Source organism: Rhizobium acaciae (assembly GCF_025941625.1).
GTDB classification, from domain to species: domain Bacteria; phylum Pseudomonadota; class Alphaproteobacteria; order Rhizobiales; family Rhizobiaceae; genus Rhizobium; species Rhizobium acaciae.
The window spans coordinates 13,294-30,729 of sequence record NZ_JAPCZO010000046.1; the positions used below are offsets into that span (position 1 = coordinate 13,294).

The 17,436-nt window shown below is 58.9% G+C and carries 18 protein-coding genes and 4 pseudogenes; 17 read left to right on the forward strand and 5 right to left on the reverse strand.

Annotated elements, in window-relative coordinates:
• Nucleotides 1-7: 7 nt before the first annotated feature.
• The 14 genes and pseudogenes from ccoO to OLZ32_RS37925 all read left to right on the forward strand — a co-directional run bounded on the left by ccoO (nt 8) and on the right by OLZ32_RS37925 (nt 10,440).
• Nucleotides 8-742: a cytochrome-c oxidase, cbb3-type subunit II gene (gene ccoO / locus OLZ32_RS37860; protein ID WP_264425477.1), complete on the forward strand. Its 735-nt coding sequence runs from the start codon at nt 8-10 to the stop codon at nt 740-742.
• An 8-nt stretch (nt 743-750) separates the two neighbouring features.
• A complete protein-coding gene (locus tag OLZ32_RS37865; protein ID WP_264425479.1) occupies nt 751-903 on the forward strand; it encodes a cbb3-type cytochrome c oxidase subunit 3 in 153 nt (50 codons plus the stop codon).
• A gap of 1 nt (nt 904) precedes the next feature.
• Entirely contained in the window at nt 905-1,768 is an 864-nt protein-coding gene (gene ccoP, locus OLZ32_RS37870) for a cytochrome-c oxidase, cbb3-type subunit III (RefSeq protein WP_264425481.1), read from the forward strand.
• A gap of 9 nt (nt 1,769-1,777) precedes the next feature.
• Nucleotides 1,778-1,962, forward strand: a pseudogene (locus tag OLZ32_RS37875) (hypothetical protein).
• A gap of 174 nt (nt 1,963-2,136) precedes the next feature.
• Nucleotides 2,137-3,705, forward strand: coding sequence for a cytochrome c oxidase accessory protein CcoG (gene ccoG, locus OLZ32_RS37880; protein WP_264425483.1), 1,569 nt, complete (start codon nt 2,137-2,139; stop codon nt 3,703-3,705).
• Nucleotides 3,702-4,187, forward strand: a complete 486-nt coding sequence (locus tag OLZ32_RS37885; RefSeq protein WP_264425485.1) for a FixH family protein — start codon at nt 3,702-3,704, stop codon at nt 4,185-4,187. The genes ccoG and OLZ32_RS37885 overlap by 4 nt, the downstream gene beginning before the upstream one ends.
• Complete coding sequence (locus OLZ32_RS37890) at nt 4,184-6,466, forward strand: cation-translocating P-type ATPase (RefSeq protein WP_264425489.1); 2,283 nt, start codon at nt 4,184-4,186, stop codon at nt 6,464-6,466. Before OLZ32_RS37885 ends, OLZ32_RS37890 begins: the two co-directional genes overlap by 4 nt.
• The gene (gene ccoS, locus OLZ32_RS37895; RefSeq protein ID WP_264399539.1) at nt 6,463-6,618 is read left to right on the forward strand and encodes a cbb3-type cytochrome oxidase assembly protein CcoS; all 156 of its coding nucleotides are present in this window, start codon (nt 6,463-6,465) and stop codon (nt 6,616-6,618) included. The genes OLZ32_RS37890 and ccoS overlap by 4 nt, the downstream gene beginning before the upstream one ends.
• Nucleotides 6,619-6,646: 28 nt before the next feature.
• Entirely contained in the window at nt 6,647-7,312 is a 666-nt protein-coding gene (locus tag OLZ32_RS37900) for a Crp/Fnr family transcriptional regulator (RefSeq protein ID WP_264399540.1), read from the forward strand.
• A gap of 275 nt (nt 7,313-7,587) precedes the next feature.
• Nucleotides 7,588-8,054, forward strand: a pseudogene (ccmE, locus tag OLZ32_RS37905) (cytochrome c maturation protein CcmE).
• A gap of 78 nt (nt 8,055-8,132) precedes the next feature.
• Nucleotides 8,133-8,526: pseudogene (locus OLZ32_RS37910) on the forward strand (CBS domain-containing protein); the annotation flags it as partial.
• A 267-nt stretch (nt 8,527-8,793) separates the two neighbouring features.
• On the forward strand, nt 8,794-9,111 hold the full coding sequence (locus OLZ32_RS37915) for a hypothetical protein (protein ID WP_264425499.1): 318 nt from the start codon (nt 8,794-8,796) through the stop codon (nt 9,109-9,111).
• 136 nt (nt 9,112-9,247) lie between these two features.
• Nucleotides 9,248-9,673: a SyrB2 regulator gene (locus OLZ32_RS37920; protein ID WP_264425490.1), complete on the forward strand. Its 426-nt coding sequence runs from the start codon at nt 9,248-9,250 to the stop codon at nt 9,671-9,673.
• Nucleotides 9,674-9,834: 161 nt separating this feature from the next.
• On the forward strand, nt 9,835-10,440 hold the full coding sequence (locus OLZ32_RS37925; protein ID WP_264425491.1) for a hypothetical protein: 606 nt from the start codon (nt 9,835-9,837) through the stop codon (nt 10,438-10,440).
• 43 nt (nt 10,441-10,483) lie between these two features.
• Here the strand turns inward: OLZ32_RS37925 and OLZ32_RS37930 are convergent.
• The 5 genes and pseudogenes from OLZ32_RS37930 to OLZ32_RS37945 form a co-directional block, all read right to left on the reverse strand.
• A pseudogene (locus tag OLZ32_RS37930) lies at nt 10,484-10,610 on the reverse strand (thermonuclease family protein); the annotation flags it as partial.
• Complete coding sequence (locus tag OLZ32_RS37935) at nt 10,607-10,798, reverse strand: hypothetical protein (RefSeq protein WP_264425492.1); 192 nt, start codon at nt 10,796-10,798, stop codon at nt 10,607-10,609. The gene OLZ32_RS37935 and the pseudogene OLZ32_RS37930, both read right to left, overlap by 4 nt.
• A complete protein-coding gene (locus tag OLZ32_RS39540) occupies nt 10,746-10,880 on the reverse strand; it encodes a YHYH domain-containing protein (RefSeq protein ID WP_264441030.1) in 135 nt (44 codons plus the stop codon). Before OLZ32_RS39540 ends, OLZ32_RS37935 begins: the two co-directional genes overlap by 53 nt.
• A gap of 334 nt (nt 10,881-11,214) precedes the next feature.
• Nucleotides 11,215-11,646: a hypothetical protein gene (locus OLZ32_RS37940; RefSeq protein ID WP_264425500.1), complete on the reverse strand. Its 432-nt coding sequence runs from the start codon at nt 11,644-11,646 to the stop codon at nt 11,215-11,217.
• Nucleotides 11,594-12,163, reverse strand: a complete 570-nt coding sequence (locus tag OLZ32_RS37945) for a plasmid pRiA4b ORF-3 family protein (protein WP_264425493.1) — start codon at nt 12,161-12,163, stop codon at nt 11,594-11,596. The genes OLZ32_RS37940 and OLZ32_RS37945 overlap by 53 nt, the downstream gene beginning before the upstream one ends.
• A 721-nt stretch (nt 12,164-12,884) precedes the next feature.
• On the opposite strand from OLZ32_RS37945, the gene OLZ32_RS37950 reads away from it, so the two are divergent.
• From OLZ32_RS37950 to OLZ32_RS37960, 3 genes are all read left to right on the forward strand, one after another.
• On the forward strand, nt 12,885-13,430 hold the full coding sequence (locus OLZ32_RS37950) for a VOC family protein (protein ID WP_264425494.1): 546 nt from the start codon (nt 12,885-12,887) through the stop codon (nt 13,428-13,430).
• A gap of 741 nt (nt 13,431-14,171) precedes the next feature.
• Entirely contained in the window at nt 14,172-15,467 is a 1,296-nt protein-coding gene (locus OLZ32_RS37955; RefSeq protein ID WP_264425495.1) for an aminotransferase-like domain-containing protein, read from the forward strand.
• A 2-nt stretch (nt 15,468-15,469) separates the two neighbouring features.
• Nucleotides 15,470-17,436, forward strand: a 1,967-nt coding sequence (locus OLZ32_RS37960) for a formyltransferase family protein (RefSeq protein WP_264425496.1), incomplete at its 3' end; no start/stop codon positions are given.

A 17,436-nucleotide genomic window follows, 5' to 3' on the forward strand; every position in this document is an offset into this window, starting at 1 on the left:
GTGAGACATGGCATCCGTACTGGATAAACATAAAATCCTCGAGAAGAACGCGACGCTTCTTCTGGTTGGCTCGCTACTCGTCGTGAGCATCGGCGGCATCGTCGAAATCGCGCCGCTGTTCTACCTGCAGAACACGACCGAAAAGGTAGAAGGCATGCGGCCATATACGCCGCTTGAGCTTGCGGGGCGAAACATCTACATCCGCGAAGGCTGCTATCTCTGCCACAGCCAGATGATCAGGCCGTTCCGTGATGAAGTCGAACGTTACGGACATTACTCGCTCGCCGCGGAATCAATGTACGACCATCCGTTCCAGTGGGGATCCAAACGGACCGGGCCGGACCTGGCACGAGTCGGTGGACGTTACTCGAACGAATGGCATGTCCAGCATCTCGCAAATCCGCGGGCCGTGGTGCCGGAATCGATCATGCCGAGCTACGCCTTCCTCAAGGAACGGGAAGTAACGGTCAAGGATGTCGGGATGGACCTCAAGGCCAACGAAGACGTGGGTGTGCCCTACAGTGACGACATGCTGGCGAATGCGGAGGCCGACATGAGGGCTCAGGCCGATCCGAATGCGCACACGGCGAACCTGCTTGAACGCTATCCGAAGGCGAAGGTCGGCGATTTCGACGGCGATCCGGCCAGGCTGACCGAAATGGACGCCCTGGTGTCCTACCTGCAGATGCTTGGAACGCTGGTCGATTTCTCGAACTATGACGACGCGACCGGCTACCGTTGAGGTGATCTATGGAAACCTACACTGCAATGAGACACTTCGCCGACAGCTGGGGCCTCCTGGCAATGGTGGCATTCTTCGTCGGCGCTGTCGTGTTCACCCTTCGCCCAGGCAGCAAGCTGACGGCGAAGGAAGCCGCCGATATTCCCTTGAAGGATGATTGAGATGTCGGAAAATCATATCGATGAATTAAGCGGCGTCGAGACGACCGGACATGAATGGGACGGCATTCGCGAGCTCAACAATCCCCTGCCCCGCTGGTGGGTCTGGACCTTCTACATGACGATCATGTGGTCAATCGGATACGCCATCGCCTATCCGGCCATCCCAATGATCACGTCCGCCACGAAAGGCTATCTCGGCTACTCAACTCGCGCGGACCTGCAGCAGGATCTCGATCTCGCCAAGGCATCCCAGACGAAGTTTCATGATCTGATTGCCGCCAAGACCGTGCAGGAGATCGATTCCGACCCTACTCTTCGGGAATTCGCAATCGCTGGCGGCGCTTCCGCATTCAAGGTGAACTGTGCGCCATGCCATGGCTCGGGAGCTAGCGGGGGTCCCGGATACCCGAACCTCAATGACGACGATTGGCTGTGGGGTGGAGATCTGGACGCCATTCAGACGACCATCGCGCACGGGATACGCTTTGACACTGATACCGACACCCACGCGTCCGAGATGCCCGCCTTTGCAGAAATTCTGGATTCCACCCAGAGAAGGCAGGCGGCCGCTTACGTTTGGGGGCTGACCAATACGCCCCCGGACCCCACCCTCGCGGAAGACGGAAAACAGGTATTCCTCGATAACTGTGCCGCATGTCACGGCGAAGACGCCAAAGGAAAGGCGGACATGGGCGCGCCGGATCTCGCCGATGCAATCTGGCTGAAGGCGCGCGGTGAAGACGCCATTATTCGCCAGGTAACCTCTCCCAAGCATGGTGTCATGCCCGCCTGGACAGGACGCCTGGGCGATACGACCGTCAAGGAGCTGACCATTTTCGTTCATTCGCTTGGCGGCGGGATGTAAGGAAAAGCCATGACAGTTCATGACCACAATCCGATTTTCGGTCTCTACGGCACGCAGCGCGCGACCATACGGTCGCATGGGTCGGCACGCGCCAAAGCTGTGCCGCCATCTTCCGAGCAGGAAGACCCGGCAAAGATCGGCAATTCAATCGTAGTTTGACCTGCCTCAAAGACCACAAACAGACGAGCCGCTAATTGCAATTGTGGAGGACGTGCCCGCGGGTGTTTCTCCCCCGCAGTTCCTCCAGGCCACGCCCACTCTCCGGGGCGTGGCCTTTTCCTTGTCCGGGAAGCATCGCTTCTTGATCTGCATCAAGGAACAGCTGCGCCCGAGATGGGACAAGAGCGGCTGAAAACCGGACAGGTCCCATGAATCTCTATACCGCCTCCGATCCAAACGACATCGAACGCGCCAGCGTCGAGCCGGTCAACACCCGGCGCAACCGACAACCTCTCTATGCGCCACGCAAGAAGATTTTTCCAAAGCGCGCAGAAGGCCGATTCCGCCGGCTCAAATGGATCGTGATGCTGATCACAATCGGCATTTATTACTTGGCGCCGTGGATCCGTTGGGACCGCGGTCCCAACGCGCCCGATCAGGCAATCCTCGTCGACTTCTCCTCGCGGCGCTTCTTCTTTTTCTTCATCGAGATCTGGCCGCAGGAATTTTACTACGTTGCGGGCCTGCTCGTTATGGCGGGCTTCGGCCTCTTTCTGGTCACCGCCGCGGTCGGCCGCGCCTGGTGCGGCTACGCCTGTCCACAGACCGTCTGGGTCGATCTCTTTCTCGTCGTCGAACGCGCCATCGAAGGCGACCGGAACGCGCGGATGAAGCTCGACGCCGGCCCCTTCACCCTCGACAAGCTCAGGAGGCGCGTGATCAAGCATGCGATCTGGCTGCTGATCGGCGTTACCACCGGCGGGGCGTGGATCTTCTATTTCGCCGATGCGCCGAGCCTGGCGGCTTCGCTATTTTCCGGCAGCGCTCCTGCAGCCGCCTATGCGACGATCGCCATCCTGACCGCCACGACCTATGTGCTCGGCGGGCTGATGCGCGAGCAGGTCTGCACCTATATGTGTCCCTGGCCGCGCATCCAGGGCGCGATGCTCGACGAAAATTCGCTGGTTGTCACCTACAACGACTGGCGGGGCGAACAGCGGTCGCGCCACGCCAAGAAAGCCCGGGCCATGGGCCTACCGGTCGGCGATTGCGTGGATTGCAATGCCTGCGTCGCGGTCTGTCCGATGGGAATCGACATTCGTGACGGACAGCAGATGGAGTGCATCACCTGCGCGCTCTGTATCGATGCCTGTGACGGCGTCATGGACAAAATCGGAAAACCTCGCGGCCTGATCGCCTATGCGACGCTCAGCGAATATTCGAGCAACATGTTGCTTGCGACGGACGGAGGGCGGACAGCCATCCAGCCGTCCAATGTCCGGAACGCCGATTGCAGCTTCGTTCCGGCAGTCCGGCATTTCGACTGGCGCATCATCATTCGTCCGAGAATCGTCTTCTACGCCGTCGTCTGGGCATTGATCGGCATCGCCATGGTCGTCCATCTCGCATTGCGCGAACGGCTCGAACTCAACGTCGTCCACGACCGCAACCCTCAATATGTTCTGGAAAGCGACGGCTCCATCCGTAACGGCTACACGCTTCGCGTCCTCAACATGATCCCGATGCCGCGGGACGTGACCATTACCTTGGTCGGACTGGATGGCGGCACGATGCGCATTCCCGAATTCGGCCGGCAGGATGGCCGCAGCTTCACCGTCCATGCTGAATCCGACGCGGCCACGGCGCTCAAGGTCTTCGTCACGCGCAAGCCCGCCCCGTCTGGGGCCAATGAATTCCTCTTCGTCATCGAAGACACGGGCCATTTTGACCGGGCGACCTATCGCGCGGCGTTCAACGCACCGGGAGACGTGAAATGAAAGCTTCCGCTCAAGGTTTTACCGGCCGGCACATGCTGCTTACGATCTCGGCGTTTTTCGCGGTCGTGATCGCCGTCAACATCACCATGGCCGTCTATGCCTCATCCAGCTGGAGCGGCCTGGTCGTGGAAAACACCTATGTGGCCAGCCAGGAATTCAACGGCAAGGCGGCAGCGATGAAGACGATGGCCGCGTCGGGCATCGAGGGCGCTCTCTCCGTCAACGGCCGCGAGATCCGCTACAATATTCATGACGGGAAGGGCGCGCCTGCGATCATCGACGATGTCACGCTGAATTTTAAACGGCCGGTCGGCGATCATGAGGATTTCCGCCTCGAGCTGCGGAAGACGGGCGAGGGGCAGTTCGAAGCCGATCACGAGATCGCCGGCGGCGACTGGATCATCGAGGCCGTATCGAGAAGGAACGGCGTGGTCGTCATGCATGAGGCCAAGCGCGTCGATACTGCGGAGTTTGGCCAATGACCTGCTGCTCCATGGATACGCAAAGCGTGCTCGCCCTCAGCGCCACATCCGCCAGCGCCGATGAAGTCCGCCTTGCCAGCCATCCGCTCGGGGCCGGATTGCGCCAGCTCGACGTCAGCGTACCGGACGTCCACTGCGGCGGCTGCATATCCAACATCGAAAAGGCACTGTCGGCGCTCCCCTTCGTCAGGCAAGCCCGGGTCAATCTGACCGCCCGCAGGGTTAGCTGCGTCTACCAGGAGGATATCGACAAGCAGGCGACCGATCCTTCCGAAATCCTCGCGGCCATCAACGCGGCCGGATACCGTGCGCATCTTTTCACGCCGACGGCACCTGAAAACGACAGGATCAGGAACCAGCTACTGCTGGCGATCGGCGTTTCGGGTTTTGCAGCTGCCAACATCATGCTGCTATCGGTCTCGGTCTGGTCGGGCGCCGATGCGGCGACGCGTGACATGTTTCACTGGATCTCGGCGATGATCGCGGCCCCCGCGCTGGTCTATGCGGGACGCTTCTTCTTCAAGTCGGCCTGGAACGCGCTCAAGCGCGGGCGTACCAACATGGACGTTCCGATCTCGCTTGCGGTGACGCTCTCCTATGCCGTGTCCCTGTGGGAGACCGTGCACCACGGCGAACATGCGTGGTTCGACGCTTCGGTTTCCCTGCTGTTCTTCCTGCTGATCGGCAGAACCCTCGATCACGTGATGCGGGAAAGGGCACGCGCGGCGATCAACGGCCTTGCCAGACTGGCCCCGCGCGGGGCTCTGTTGATGATGCCGGACGGATCGCGCCGCTACGTTCCGGTGGAGGAGATCGCGGTTGGAGATGACATATCAATCGCGGCGGGCGAACGTATCCCCGTCGACGGTATGATCGTCAACGGCGAGAGCGACGTGGACCTTTCCATCGTCACCGGCGAAAGCAGTCCGGTCGCCGTCGCCTCAGGCAGCGCGGTGAATTCGGGTGCGATAAACCTGACCGGCCCGCTCGTCCTGCGCGCGACGAAAGTGGCGAGGGATTCGCTTCTATCGGAAATCATCGGCCTGATGGAAGCCGCCGAGGGCGGCAGGGCTCGCTATCGCCGGGTCGCCGATCGCGCCGCAGCACTTTATTCCCCGGCCGTGCACCTGTTGGCGCTGGTCTCCTTCCTCGCCTGGGGCTTGGTCGGCGGTGACTGGAAACAGGCCATGCTAGTCGCGGTGGCGGTGTTGATCATCACATGCCCCTGCGCGATGGGCCTCGCCGTACCCGTGGTCCAGGTGGTCGCTGCGGGTGAGCTTTTCCGTAAGGGAATCATGGTCAAGGACGGTTCGGCGCTCGAAAGGCTGGCCGAGGTCGATATCGTGGCCTTCGACAAGACCGGCACGCTGACGATGGGCCGGCCCCGCCTCGTCAAGGCCGAAGCGATCGATGCGGGTAACACCGCGATCGCCTGCGCATTGGCCGCGCATTCACGGCATCCTCTTTCTGAGGCTCTGGTGCGGGATCTGGAGCTTGTTTCCTCACTCTCCTTCGATGAGGTCACGGAAATCCCCGGCGGGGGAATGGAGGCCAGGAACGGGACGGGTGTCTATCGGCTGGGCGGCCGGGTCTTTGCCTCCGGGAGCGGCCTCGCGCTCGGCACGGGCGGCGATCCGTTTTCGGAAGTGGTCCTGTCCAGAAACGGCGCCGTTCTCGCACGTTTCCTCTTTGACGACACGCTGCGCCCGGGCGCCGCCGAGGCTGTCCGGGCGCTCACGGAGGCTGGCCGTGAAACGCTGATGATGTCCGGCGACAGGCAATCCGTTGTCGACAGCACGGCGCGGGCTCTCGGTATCCACACGGCTCTGGGCGCCCGGGCGCCGAAGCAGAAGGTCGAGGAATGCCAGCGACTGAGCGGCGAGGGCCACCGCGTGCTCATGGTCGGCGACGGGATCAACGATGCTCCGGCGCTTGCCGCCGCGCATGTCTCAATGGCGCCCGCCACGGCATCCGACATCGGCAGGCAGGCCGCCGACCTCGTCTTTTTCAAGGAGCGGCTGGATGCCGTTCCGGACGCGATCGCCGTTGCGCGAAGATCCGCCAGTCTTATCCGGCAAAATTTCGTTCTCGCCATCGGTTACAACATGCTGGCAGTCCCGATCGCGATCGCCGGACTGGCGACGCCGCTGATAGCAGCGGTGGCCATGTCAACGTCGTCGATCATCGTCGTGACGAACGCGCTGCGGTTGAATGGTGTCGGCGAGCATTCCCCAATACCGACCGAGGCGGGAGCCGGCGAGGAGGTGAAAACCGCATGAACATGTTGATCTATCTGATACCGATCGCGCTGCTGATGGGGGGAATGGGCCTTCTGGCATTCCTCTGGTCGCTGAAGTGCGGCCAATACGACGACCTTGAAGGCGCCGCCTGGCGAATCCTCGTCGACGACGAAACCGACCGCAATTCTTGAACCGCATATTGGCTAAAAGGAAGATCGATTGCTTGCGAAAAATCCCATACTTTTGCGGTCTGACCTATTCGACGGCGTCAACCAGGTGACGGTAGAGGAACTCGCCGCCGCGGCTCAGTTTCAAACATTCGCGCCGGATGAGCGGATCGTCGCCGAAGGTCAGCCAGCGGCGTTCGTCTATCGTGTGATGAACGGGTTCGTCCGGCTTTCGAAATCGGAATCCGGCGGGCGCGAGGCAGATATCTGTGTTTGCGAGCCGGGCGACACCTTCGGCGAGTATCTTCTGTCTGGCGGCGGCGCCTATGCCTACAGCGCGTGGTCCGCCGACGGTGCGGAGGTGGCGTTGTTCGAGCTTTCGGACTTGCGGACGCTCGCCGACCAGTATCCCGTCATGCATCGCAACGGCATGCGGATCATGACCCGGCATCTGCTCGGCGCGATGGATTGCATTGCGGGAGACCGGCTGCACACGGCCACGCAGCGTGTGGCAAATTATCTCGTGAGCCGATGCCCGGCGTCGGCCTCACATGTCACGTTTCGCCTGCCGTACCGGAAGAGAATTCTGGCCGGCAAACTGGGGCTTGCACCCGAAGCCCTTTCGCGGGCGTTCGCCGCGCTTGTACCTGCAGGGGTTGAAGTCAGAGGCAGGACCGTACTGGTCGGCAGCGTCGATCTGTTGCGGAAGGCATGCTAGTCTAACGCGTCGGGAACAACCCGGCAAAGCGCGCCGTAATTTGACCCCGTCAATGTGGCGATCGCCCGCTCCACTATGTTCAGGGCAAAAGGCACCTGGACGTCATGGTTATCTGGATTGTTTCGCTGCCATAGCGACGGCCGTCATCGCTTGCCTCCGAGACCAGTTCTCGAACTCGACACGGAAATCAAGACGAACCAACTCGGGCGCAATGGGGGCGTTCTGCTGACCATTTCTGGGTGGGAGCCTGACATGACAGCCGCAGGAGATCGGAGATGACGCGCAAGCAGAAGAGCCTTGCGGTGATCGCGGGCGGGATGAGTTTCATCATTGCCGCGGTGATTTTTTGATGTTCGCCTTCAGCCAGTCGGTGGCCTATTTCTACATGCCGGCCGATCTGGCACAGACGCCTGTGGCGCCGGAAACCCGCATCCGGCTTAGCGGCCTGGTCGGCGAGGGTAGCGTCGTGCGCGGCACCGGCTCGACGGTGGAATTTGCAGCCACCGACGGCAGCGCCTATGCCGTGAGGGTCAAATATACCGGCATCCTTCCCGATCTTTTTCGCGAGGGCCAGGGTGTCGTCACCGAAGGCATGTTTACGCCGGGAACGAATGTCTTTGTCGCCGATACCGTGCTTGCCAAGCATGACGAGACCTATATGCCGAAGGATGTGGCCGACAGGCTGAAACAGCAGGGTCTGTGGCAGGAAGGTAAGGGGCAGGAGGCGAAGGCGACCCCATGATCATCGCGGGCAGGGGACCACTGCGGTCCTCACCGGAAAGAAGGCGCCAGTTTGGAGGCCATTCTTCGGCCGACGGGCCTGATCGTCGCGCGGCCGGACAGCGAAGTCTCCGATATCGCCGAAAGCCTGCAGGCGCATCGTATCAAACGGCTGCCGATCGTCGAACATGGACGTCTCGTCGGCATCGTGAGCCGAAGGGATATTCAGCGCGTCATTGCCGAGGCACCGACGACCGCATTGCCCGAGAGGATCAGGCGATCAGAACGGCGGTGCGCACCAGGCTGAGATCGGATCTCGGGCTCACCTTCCCGAGGGTTCAGGTGTCAGTCACAATCGGGCAGGGACCGTTTACGGTCAGGTCGAATCCGAATTGAAGCGCAAGGCGATCAAGGTGCTCGTGGAAGGCCTGGGCGGGATTGCCGGCTATAGAGACCGGCTGCTCGTATCTCCCACCCATCGCCAGAAATCGTAACCTTCCTCGATCGCGGTCCGGCCGGCATCGCGCTCGCATTCCGGCCGCACGGGTGCCCGACCCCGGACAAAACCGAACAAGCAATCTGTCAACTTCCCGACTGGCCTGCTGATATCCGTTCTGCCGCCGGGACTCTTTATTGGGGGCAAAAGCAATGACTCTCCATGGATCATGACCCGGGACGATGCTCTTTCGTCGAACTTGACCGAGATCAAATACGCGGAGGACGTCCTCTTGTATCGCTTAGGCGTGCAAATGGGAGATATGATGGTTTTCGAAGTGTTTTTCAAAAACGAGCTGGACGGCCTTCATGCCGAGGGCCGTTACCGCGTTTTTGCCGATCTCGAACGTCAGCAGGTCGTCTGCGGCGGTATCCTCATGTCGGATATTCCCGGCGATGCCCTATCGAATTCTATGGGGAGATCTGGCCCTGGCTATAAATTTTCGATCCAGGTTCGATGGCCGCAATGCGAATTTATCTGCGTCCCTGACGTATTTTCGAAAACAAAGAGTTCCATGAATCGGTGTTGTGCTGCCGAACAGACCGAATCCAACGGTTTGTGGTTCAAGTCACCTTTGCCATAGAGCTTTCTCAGCTTTTCCAGCGGCCTTCAAATTCTGCGCTCACATTGGGTGCAACACTTTCAATGACCCGCAGCGCCGCTGTTGACTCCGTCTTGCGCTCAGTCGAAAACAGATTTGGCTACAGAGGAGATGACCGATGGCTCAAGAGAATACAGGCCCTCATGCTGAGGCCGTGCAGGCGGTTGTCCCGGCAAAAACACCGGAGCCCAAGAAGCAGCGTGCGCCACGGCGGTCAAAGGCAGTTGGCGAACCGGCTCCGGCCGTATCAGAGGCGGCGGTACTGCCACCTGCAAATCCCGCAAAACCTGGCAGACGCGGTCGGGGAAGGAAGCCAAAGTCCATCGAAACAAAGGTCCCAGACGGTAGGAGCACACTCAACAGCGCCGGCAGAACCAAGACGGCGAAGCCGGTTGAACAACTGGCAAGAGCATCTGCTCCTGTTCTCGATGAGATCGAAGATCTGATCCAGTTGGAGGAAGAGAATAAAAGACTTCGCAAGCTTCTGGCCGACAAGTTGCGTCAGGAAAATACCGAGCTTCGCAAGCGTCTCGGGCTGGATTGATTAACGAGCGACCCAAACGGGGTCGTGGAACGCCCTCAGCCGCTGTTTTTTCAGTAGGGGAGAGATTGCCGAGCCCGGCTCGCGGGCACGGTTGAATTGGCGTGTGAGGATATAATCGCTGCGGCAGGGTCGCAGCCCAGGTTGCTCAAGGTGAGAACACTATGAAGACACCGTGGAAATTCCTTGTTCAATTGGCGTCGCGGCCACGACCGGCGAAGGTGCAAGAAAATCCGATTGGGCATGCCATTGATCCCGAGGCGATCGAAAGCAAAGCGGATCAAACTTCAATACCTGCGTCTGATTCAACGGCAGCTTCCGGCATGCCTGATCGTGACGAGGGCGTCTCCGCTGCTCAGGTGTCAGTGGCATCGAAAAAACCGGAAGGCGATCCCGACTTCGTGCGGGCGCCAGGTCCCGCGGTTGATGCTGAAGAGGCTCAAACGCCGGCAGAGAGTGCGGCCCGTCGTTCGGATGCCGAGGCGGGCGCGTTGGTAGCGTATAGCCGGCCAAATACGAAGTCTCAAAGAAAACCGCGGACCAATCGTCGCGAACGGGCAAAGAGAGTTAATGCCGACGTGGTCGCGCAAGGGGGCGTCGCCACAAATGAAGGTCAAAGCATCAAATCGTCCTCTTCCGGGGATGCTTTCTTCGATGAAGTGGCAAGCCTTGACGAGGAAATCAAACAGCTGAGAAGCGTGCTGACGACAAAGCTTTATCTGCAAAACGTTCAGCTGAAAAAGATGCTCGCGCGATTCGATGTTTTGTAAGCTTGGCTACGATTTAAGATTGCATACGAATGAAAGAACCGCGACGGCGCTTCTATGCCAGAGATGAACGGAATCCCTTCGCCAAGTAGCCGCATATTCTGCCCCTCGCATTTTACAGTGTCCCCGTCGACGACGGTCAGGGACGCGCAGATGATTAGGCTGGCAATCATTGATCGGTGTCCCCACGATCATCAAGGCCGCTGCCGATCGGAACTTTCATCGATTCAGAAATAGGAAAGGCCGCCTGCGCGGGCAGCCTTTCTTTCTGAGACAAATGCGATAGATTTCCTCCAGTGGTCAGCAGATCAATGGCAGTGATAGCCGCCGGTCTTGTGGTTGGTATGGCAACCGTTTCCATCGAGCCCGCCACCGTGCGCAAAAGCGCTTGTTGCTGACAAAGCGAATACAGTCGCTGCTAGAGCGATTTTAACGAACTTCATAAGTTGATTCCCCGGATGTATTTACAGCTTCTAGTAAACCACGCGCATGACTAGAAGTCGATTGCCCTGCAACCGCGGGAACTCCTTTTCAACATCAAAGTTAACAGTCGCCGCGCCTGACGAGATACGATCGAAGCGCCTTTTCCAGCAGTCGCATTCCGCGGGCGTTCACTCCGGTGTGAATCGGCGCCGAAGGCTGACCCTCGCGACATGAGCGTAAGCCTCTGATCTACAGATAGAAAATAGATACTGGGTGGGGTCACAATCGGCGCCGATAGCGGCCCCATCCATGCTAAAAATTTCAAGCAACCTCATGTACTTAATGGTCGTCAGCTCAGGGGTCGGCGGTCAATGCTGATTCACACTTCGTCACCTTCACCAGATCGGCGCCCGTTTCGGTCGCAACGATCTCGCTGTCGTCATTCAGCATTTGCAATACCAGTCGCGCCCGCATGTCGTCTTCCCTCATCGAGGTTTCCAGAATGGCCGGAGTGGAAAACCCGATGCCTGCAAAACATCCGTATGCGCCCTTCGGCCGTGCTGGAGACAGTGATATCGAATACGGGTTACCGCCGTGCTCATGCGCCGGAAATTCGACCAGGTTGCGGATCCGGCCGTACGAGCGTTGCTTACGGGGATTCGGCACGATCGCGGTGATGACGTGGCCCTCCTGGCGGTCGACCTGCTTTCGAAAGATCGAGACGCCAGAACCCTCACATCTGCTGATGCATAAGGTTGAGATGTTCGTTCTGTTGCAGGCGTTCATTCGTTTTCCGGCGTTCGAAGTGCTCTCCCAGCCAGCTGGCGCGCTCCTTCAGTCTCTCCAGCGAGCCGCGCAGCTCCTCGGCGCGATCGGGATCGTCCAGCACGGCAAGGGATTTCGTTTCGGCGGCTTCCTGCAGAAACTCTGTCGTGGTCTCCAGATCGTCCATCGTCTCGTAGCCGAAGGCGTTGTCCTGCCGCCACATCCAGGCCTCCGGTCCACCGCAGTCTTCCTGTGGGCAAGTGCCATCCCCTCCCGTGCATGCCGGAAAGTAAGCGCCTGGTTTGAATGGTTGACGCTCCTCCAGTCGCACCTCATGCTCCCACGGAATATTGAGGTCGTATTCGTACAGGAACCGGCTGCCTTTGCGCAGCTTCAGATCGGCAAGCGCAATGGCAGGAGAACGGGCTCCCGTCTCCCAGGAGCCGTACCGCGCCGTGTGAATGACGAACTGATAAAGGTGGATGCCTTCCCATCCCATCACCACCTGAAGAACACCATGAATCTCGCGCAGCGTCATCGCCGAGGCTACCTGAACCCTACGCACACCATCGGGTTCACGTCCTTTAGCCAGATACGGAACTGCAGGATGAAAACCTCATCCTCCGAGGCGGGCGTCTTCCGCTGCTCTTTGCTGCCTTCCGTTTTGCCCTCTTCACACCCGCCGGCTCCGCCAAAATTCAATGACGACGACATACTCCGTTCCATCCCGCCCCACAAATCCTCATGCTCCCCACTTTGGCGCCGAACTTTGGGAACAGCGCGTCCGAGGGCGGCAAGTTCGGATGAAAACAAGATGTCCGCGTCGGCGTGTTCTACCAACGGATGCCGGCGATGATGCTCGGTTGGTCAAGCGTGATAATCTCCACCTAAGCTCTTCGAGCGGAAATCCCTGCTATTGTAAGTTGCCGTCGCGAGCCCGCGGCTGGAGTTTTAATGAGGCTCGATGCGCGTCGCTTTGATCTAGATCAACGCTCACCGACCCCATAGCGAACATGATCGCTTGGCCCGGTTCTAGGATCCAACGGTGCCACATGAGCCGCGGAAGGCGCTCGGCTACCCGCGAATGCAAGATTCGTGACGATGGTGACCGCCATATCATAGTTGAGCCTGCTTAGAACCGGGCTGGTACCCGCCGATAGGCGAAAGAGATGACACATATATCATTACTCTCGCCCAACCTACAGCATACATGCCCAGTCGAGAGTCCAAATGCGTTATCTAAAGAGAAGGAGATGGAAATGAGTCATCCCGTAAACCCGTCATTTGACAGCGCGTCGCAAGACACCACACAGGTGGATGACCACACTAACCTGCGATTTCGTGGGATCGACCACATCGCCTTGGCCGTTCATAGACTGGAAGACGCTATTCATTTGTTTCAAGGTGTTCTGGGTTTTAACCTCAGGCGCCGATTGCACATAAAGGGTAAAAAGACTGGTATGGTGTGCGCGGAGATGGTTCGCGACGGGATGTGCTTTGTACTTTGTCAAGGCACAGAACCAGAGTCGCAGGTGTCTCAACTTGTCGAGAATTTTGGGGTAGGTCTGGCCCATGTCGCGCTAGCTGTGGACGATGTGTCGGCGATGATTGAGGTCCTCAAGAAGCGAGGGCTGTCGTTTGACACAGCCGTAATAAGCGGACCGGGCCTAACTCAGGCGTTCTCTTCGCGATGCCCTAACACCGGCTTGAGCATCGAACTTGTACATCGGAATGGTGAGGAAGGATTTCTCGACAACAACGTCCAAGAACTTTTTGAGCAGTTGGAGCAGTCCGGGAAATACTGAGTGAACATGGACGGTCCCAGTCCCCCAACGTGTAGGCGGCCGTGGAATGCACGACTGTATTGCGGTCACGGTCGATCAGATTCAGTCATGTGTCCGACCTGCAATCCACAGCATCGATGCCACTAGACTCATGCGAGGTCCGCCGAACGAGAGGCCGCAAGCGAAATGTGCATCGGGCTAGCGGCATGACGGCTGTGGCACCGATCACCAGCAACGTCGGATGATGCGATCGCCCCTTTGCTGCCCGTGCGCGCAAAAATCGGGGCGGATGCCGAGGCCATGTGCGAAGCGCCGCCTGGCGGTTTATTCCGGTCGAGAGCTCCAAGCATCAGACACCGCCATGGTGTTGAAGGTGCGTTACCTACTGATGGCGGAAAGGCAGGAGACACTGTCGCTCAGCCACCGGCAGCGGAAGGAGTCCTGCAACCGCGAGCTGCGGAAAACGAGCAGGCGAGTCCAGTATACCGGGCTAAATTTGGACCGCCCGATGTTCGATGTCAGACACTCGTCATGGCAGTTTTATAGCGACCGTCTTGTTTAGACGCGTTTTTCTCGCTTGGCACGGAAGATGCACAGCCCTCCACAATCGGAGTAAGAGCAATGTTCGACGATCACACTCGCCAATCAGACGGCTATTTCTGGAACCGGTCTAGCCCGTGCCGCTGGTTTCAACGGAATGCTGCTGTCGAACCCACACTGGTGCGATCCTCACCTTGCCGGTAGTTCTGCGTAGGGTCCACGATGGATTATATGCCGCCAACCTCAGTAATGAATTTCTTAAACGAGGTCTCGGGTTCGTTTCCGTCGGCGATTTCCCTGGCCTCTGGCAGACCAAGTGATCGGTTCTTCGATAGGCTTGACCCCCAGGCGCTGTTGAATGGGCTAGTGGTGTATGAGCGGTATTCAGCCGGCGATCACGGAGGTGGGCAAGTACACTCTCAGTTGTTGCAGTATGGACGAACTGCCGGCATTATCAGCGAGCTCGTTGCACAACAGGTTCGATCCGATGAGGCGGTTCCCGCGAGGACTGATCGCGTACTAATCACATCAGGCTGCCAGGAGGCGCTTGCTGTCTGCCTGCCGGCGCTGTGTCCCGAACCTTCGGACGTGCTCCTGGTCTGCAACCCCACCTACATTGGCGCAACCGGTGCAGCTAAGGCCGAAAGGGTCGCCGTTGCAGCCTTACCCAACTCAGGGCCTTGCGTTGCAGAGGCAATCGAGCTCGCAGTCCTGCAATTGCGCCGAAATGGTCGGAGGGCTCGGGCGGTATATCTTATCCCCGATTTTGATAATCCGACCGGGCGCGTTCTCGATTTGGCCGCACGACGCGATGTACTTCAAGTGTGCGCCAGACATCGGGTCATCGTTCTGGAGGATAACCCATATCGGCTATTTCGGTATGAAGGTGATGCGATCCCTCCGATGGCCGCTTTGGATGAGGTAGGAAGTGTCATCTACCTGTCTACATTCTCCAAGACGCTAACCCCATCTCTCCGCGTGGGAGCTGCGATACTGCCCGAGACGATATTTGGAGACGCGGGAGCTTGCCGAGTACTTTGGGAAGATCTGGTTCAGCGCAAGAGTTTCGTTACCCTCAATACGAGCCAAATTACACAAGCGATCGTGGCAGGGCTGTTGATCGAACAGGGGGTAAGCTTGCGTGGCTGGATACGGCCGGCGCTGGATTGGTATCGTGCCAATCGCGACCTTATGTTGTGTCAGCTGGATTGTGTGTTTTCGCCGTTCTCGGATCAGATTCGATGGAATCGCCCCTCCGGCGGCTTCTTCCTAACCCTCGATCTTCCTTTCAGATTTAGCGCGGAAAGCATGAACGAGTGTGCAAGAGATGACAATGTCATCGTTATGCCCATGAGCTTCTTCGCGTTGGATGACTCTCAAGATTACAGGATTCGATTAGCGTTCAGCGCGGTTACTCCCGAGCAGATCCGAACCAGTGTGACCGGTTTGGGCCGCTACGTGGCGCGGCGGCTTGGGCGGGAATTGCCCAGCTTGGTGGGTGGACTGCGGGAGGGATAAAGATGGCATATCGGTCTTCTCCGGTGCGCGGCCGTGGCTGCGAACCAGGCGATCAGGATAGGAATCCTGCAGGGCGTTCAATCTCCTCCGGCATCATTGTGGGCAGTGGTACGCTCGCAATCCGCTGCGCTCAGCTGGCAATGGCGACGGGCCACGTCATTGGTGCGGCCCTGTGTAGTGACGCCATATTCGCGGATTGGGCGGCTCGCGCCAATATCCCGAGCATGGAAAGTCTTGAAGAGCTCTGCTCTTTTTTGAAGGCGGAGCCAGTGGATTGGATTTTCTCCGTTGCCAATCCGTTCATATTGCCACCGGACGTGTTTAGGCGAGCGCGTCGAGGTGCATTTAACTACCACGACGGTCCATTGCCACGATATGCGGGAACGCACGCAACGTCTTGGGCGCTGCTGGCGCAAGAGACCGAATATGCCATCACGTGGCATCGGATCGATGATGGTGTTAATACGGGTGACGTCGTGGTTCAGCGCCAAGTGCTGGTGGCGCCCACCGACACGGCAATGAGCCTGAACCTCAAATGTTGTGAAGCCGCGATCGAGAGTTTCCGCGAGCTCTTAACTGGCCTCGAGAGCGGGAAGCTTACGGACTATCCGCAGGCGCTGGTGAACAGAAGTTATTTTCCGAAACGTCGACGCCCAGATGCGGCAGGCTATCTGCGATGGGATCGATCCGCGCAAGATCTGTCAACGACGACGCGTGCCCTAGACTTTGGCCCGTATCATCCCAATCCATTGTGTCTGCCCAAGGCGCTCGTAGGTGATGAGGCTGTCGCAATCAGGCGCCTGGAGGTGCTGCCTCAACGCTCGGGCGTTCCGGCAGGTTGCCTGCTTGAAGTCCACTCCAGCCATTGGCGAGTGGCGACGGGTACAGAGGATGTCGATGTTTGCTTTGGCGGCCGCGATGGGCAGGTGCTGGACGCGCGAGCCCTCGCCAAGCACTCCAATCTGGATCAAGGTGATCGCCTTCCGATCTTGAGCGAGGAACAGGCGCGGAGCATAACTGCCACCCATGAATTGCTGGCGCCTTCAGAAAATTTTTGGCGACAACGGCTAGAGCAGCTTAGAACATTGCAGCTTCCTTTCCCGACTTCGCCCGTGGCTGAAGCGCCGCCCAGATGGCAGTCGAGTTCGCGGGTCATTCCAAGTGCTTTGGCTAAACTGTCGCCACATGATCGCATGGAATACGTGGTAACGGCTTGGCTGATCTATCTCGCCCGCATCACGGGAGAAACAGAGCTTCAACTGGGATGGACGCCTGCATCGGATAGATCGAAGATTGGCTTTAAAGCGGTGGAGGTGTTGATCGCCTCTGTCGTGCCGATGGAAGTTACCATTGATCTTGCACATGGTTTTAAAGACGTGCGCAAAACGGTGGCGGTCGAATGCGCTCAGCTGAGGGAGCACGCTAGTTTCGCCCGAGATCTTACCGCACGCTGCCCGTCGTTGCGAGGCGTGGAGGCGCTATGGTCGCACCAGCCCTGGCCGATTGGCATCACAATCACGAAAGACAGCTGTTCTGCCGGTGGCGATCTTACGTTGAGCCAAAGTGATAGGACAACCCTCTGCGGCGATTTGCTGACTTTTCAGGTTTGCGCTCTGGATGGGAGCTTTCGATGGCACTTTGATGCCAGCCGATTGGCACCAAAGCAGATCGACCGCATGACGCGGCATCTGCAAAATCTGTTGCGTGGTGCGATAGCCGATGCCGGGCAGCCGGTCGGCCGGATCGATCTGCTGTCGGTTGAGGAGCGCCGCTATCTGCTGGAGGAGTTGAACCGGACGGCGGCGCCTTACCCCTCGGATCTGTGCATCCACGAGCTGTTCGAGGCGCAGGTGCGCCAGGCGCCCGAGGCGGTGGCGGTGGTGCATGAGGACGAGCGCCTGAGCTATGGCGAACTTAACGCGCGGGCCAACCGGCTGGCCCATCATCTGATCGGGCTCGGGGTCAAGCC

Bases quoted from the DNA above. Each gene is read 5' to 3' on its own strand.
- ccoO (WP_264425477.1), top strand. From the start codon at position 8: ATGGCATCCGTACTGGATAAACATAAAATCCTCGAGAAGAACGCGACG.
- OLZ32_RS37865 (WP_264425479.1), top strand. From the start codon at position 751: ATGGAAACCTACACTGCAATGAGACACTTCGCCGACAGCTGGGGCCTC.
- ccoP (WP_264425481.1), top strand. From the start codon at position 905: ATGTCGGAAAATCATATCGATGAATTAAGCGGCGTCGAGACGACCGGA.
- ccoG (WP_264425483.1), top strand. From the start codon at position 2,137: ATGAATCTCTATACCGCCTCCGATCCAAACGACATCGAACGCGCCAGC.
- OLZ32_RS37885 (WP_264425485.1), top strand. From the start codon at position 3,702: ATGAAAGCTTCCGCTCAAGGTTTTACCGGCCGGCACATGCTGCTTACG.
- OLZ32_RS37890 (WP_264425489.1), top strand. From the start codon at position 4,184: ATGACCTGCTGCTCCATGGATACGCAAAGCGTGCTCGCCCTCAGCGCC.
- ccoS (WP_264399539.1), top strand. From the start codon at position 6,463: ATGAACATGTTGATCTATCTGATACCGATCGCGCTGCTGATGGGGGGA.
- OLZ32_RS37915 (WP_264425499.1), top strand. From the start codon at position 8,794: ATGGTTTTCGAAGTGTTTTTCAAAAACGAGCTGGACGGCCTTCATGCC.
- OLZ32_RS37920 (WP_264425490.1), top strand. From the start codon at position 9,248: ATGGCTCAAGAGAATACAGGCCCTCATGCTGAGGCCGTGCAGGCGGTT.
- OLZ32_RS37925 (WP_264425491.1), top strand. From the start codon at position 9,835: ATGAAGACACCGTGGAAATTCCTTGTTCAATTGGCGTCGCGGCCACGA.
- OLZ32_RS37935 (WP_264425492.1), bottom strand. From the start codon at position 10,798: ATGGAAACGGTTGCCATACCAACCACAAGACCGGCGGCTATCACTGCC.
- OLZ32_RS39540 (WP_264441030.1), bottom strand. From the start codon at position 10,880: ATGAAGTTCGTTAAAATCGCTCTAGCAGCGACTGTATTCGCTTTGTCA.
- OLZ32_RS37940 (WP_264425500.1), bottom strand. From the start codon at position 11,646: ATGAACGCCTGCAACAGAACGAACATCTCAACCTTATGCATCAGCAGA.
- OLZ32_RS37945 (WP_264425493.1), bottom strand. From the start codon at position 12,163: ATGACGCTGCGCGAGATTCATGGTGTTCTTCAGGTGGTGATGGGATGG.
- OLZ32_RS37950 (WP_264425494.1), top strand. From the start codon at position 12,885: ATGAGTCATCCCGTAAACCCGTCATTTGACAGCGCGTCGCAAGACACC.
- OLZ32_RS37955 (WP_264425495.1), top strand. From the start codon at position 14,172: ATGGATTATATGCCGCCAACCTCAGTAATGAATTTCTTAAACGAGGTC.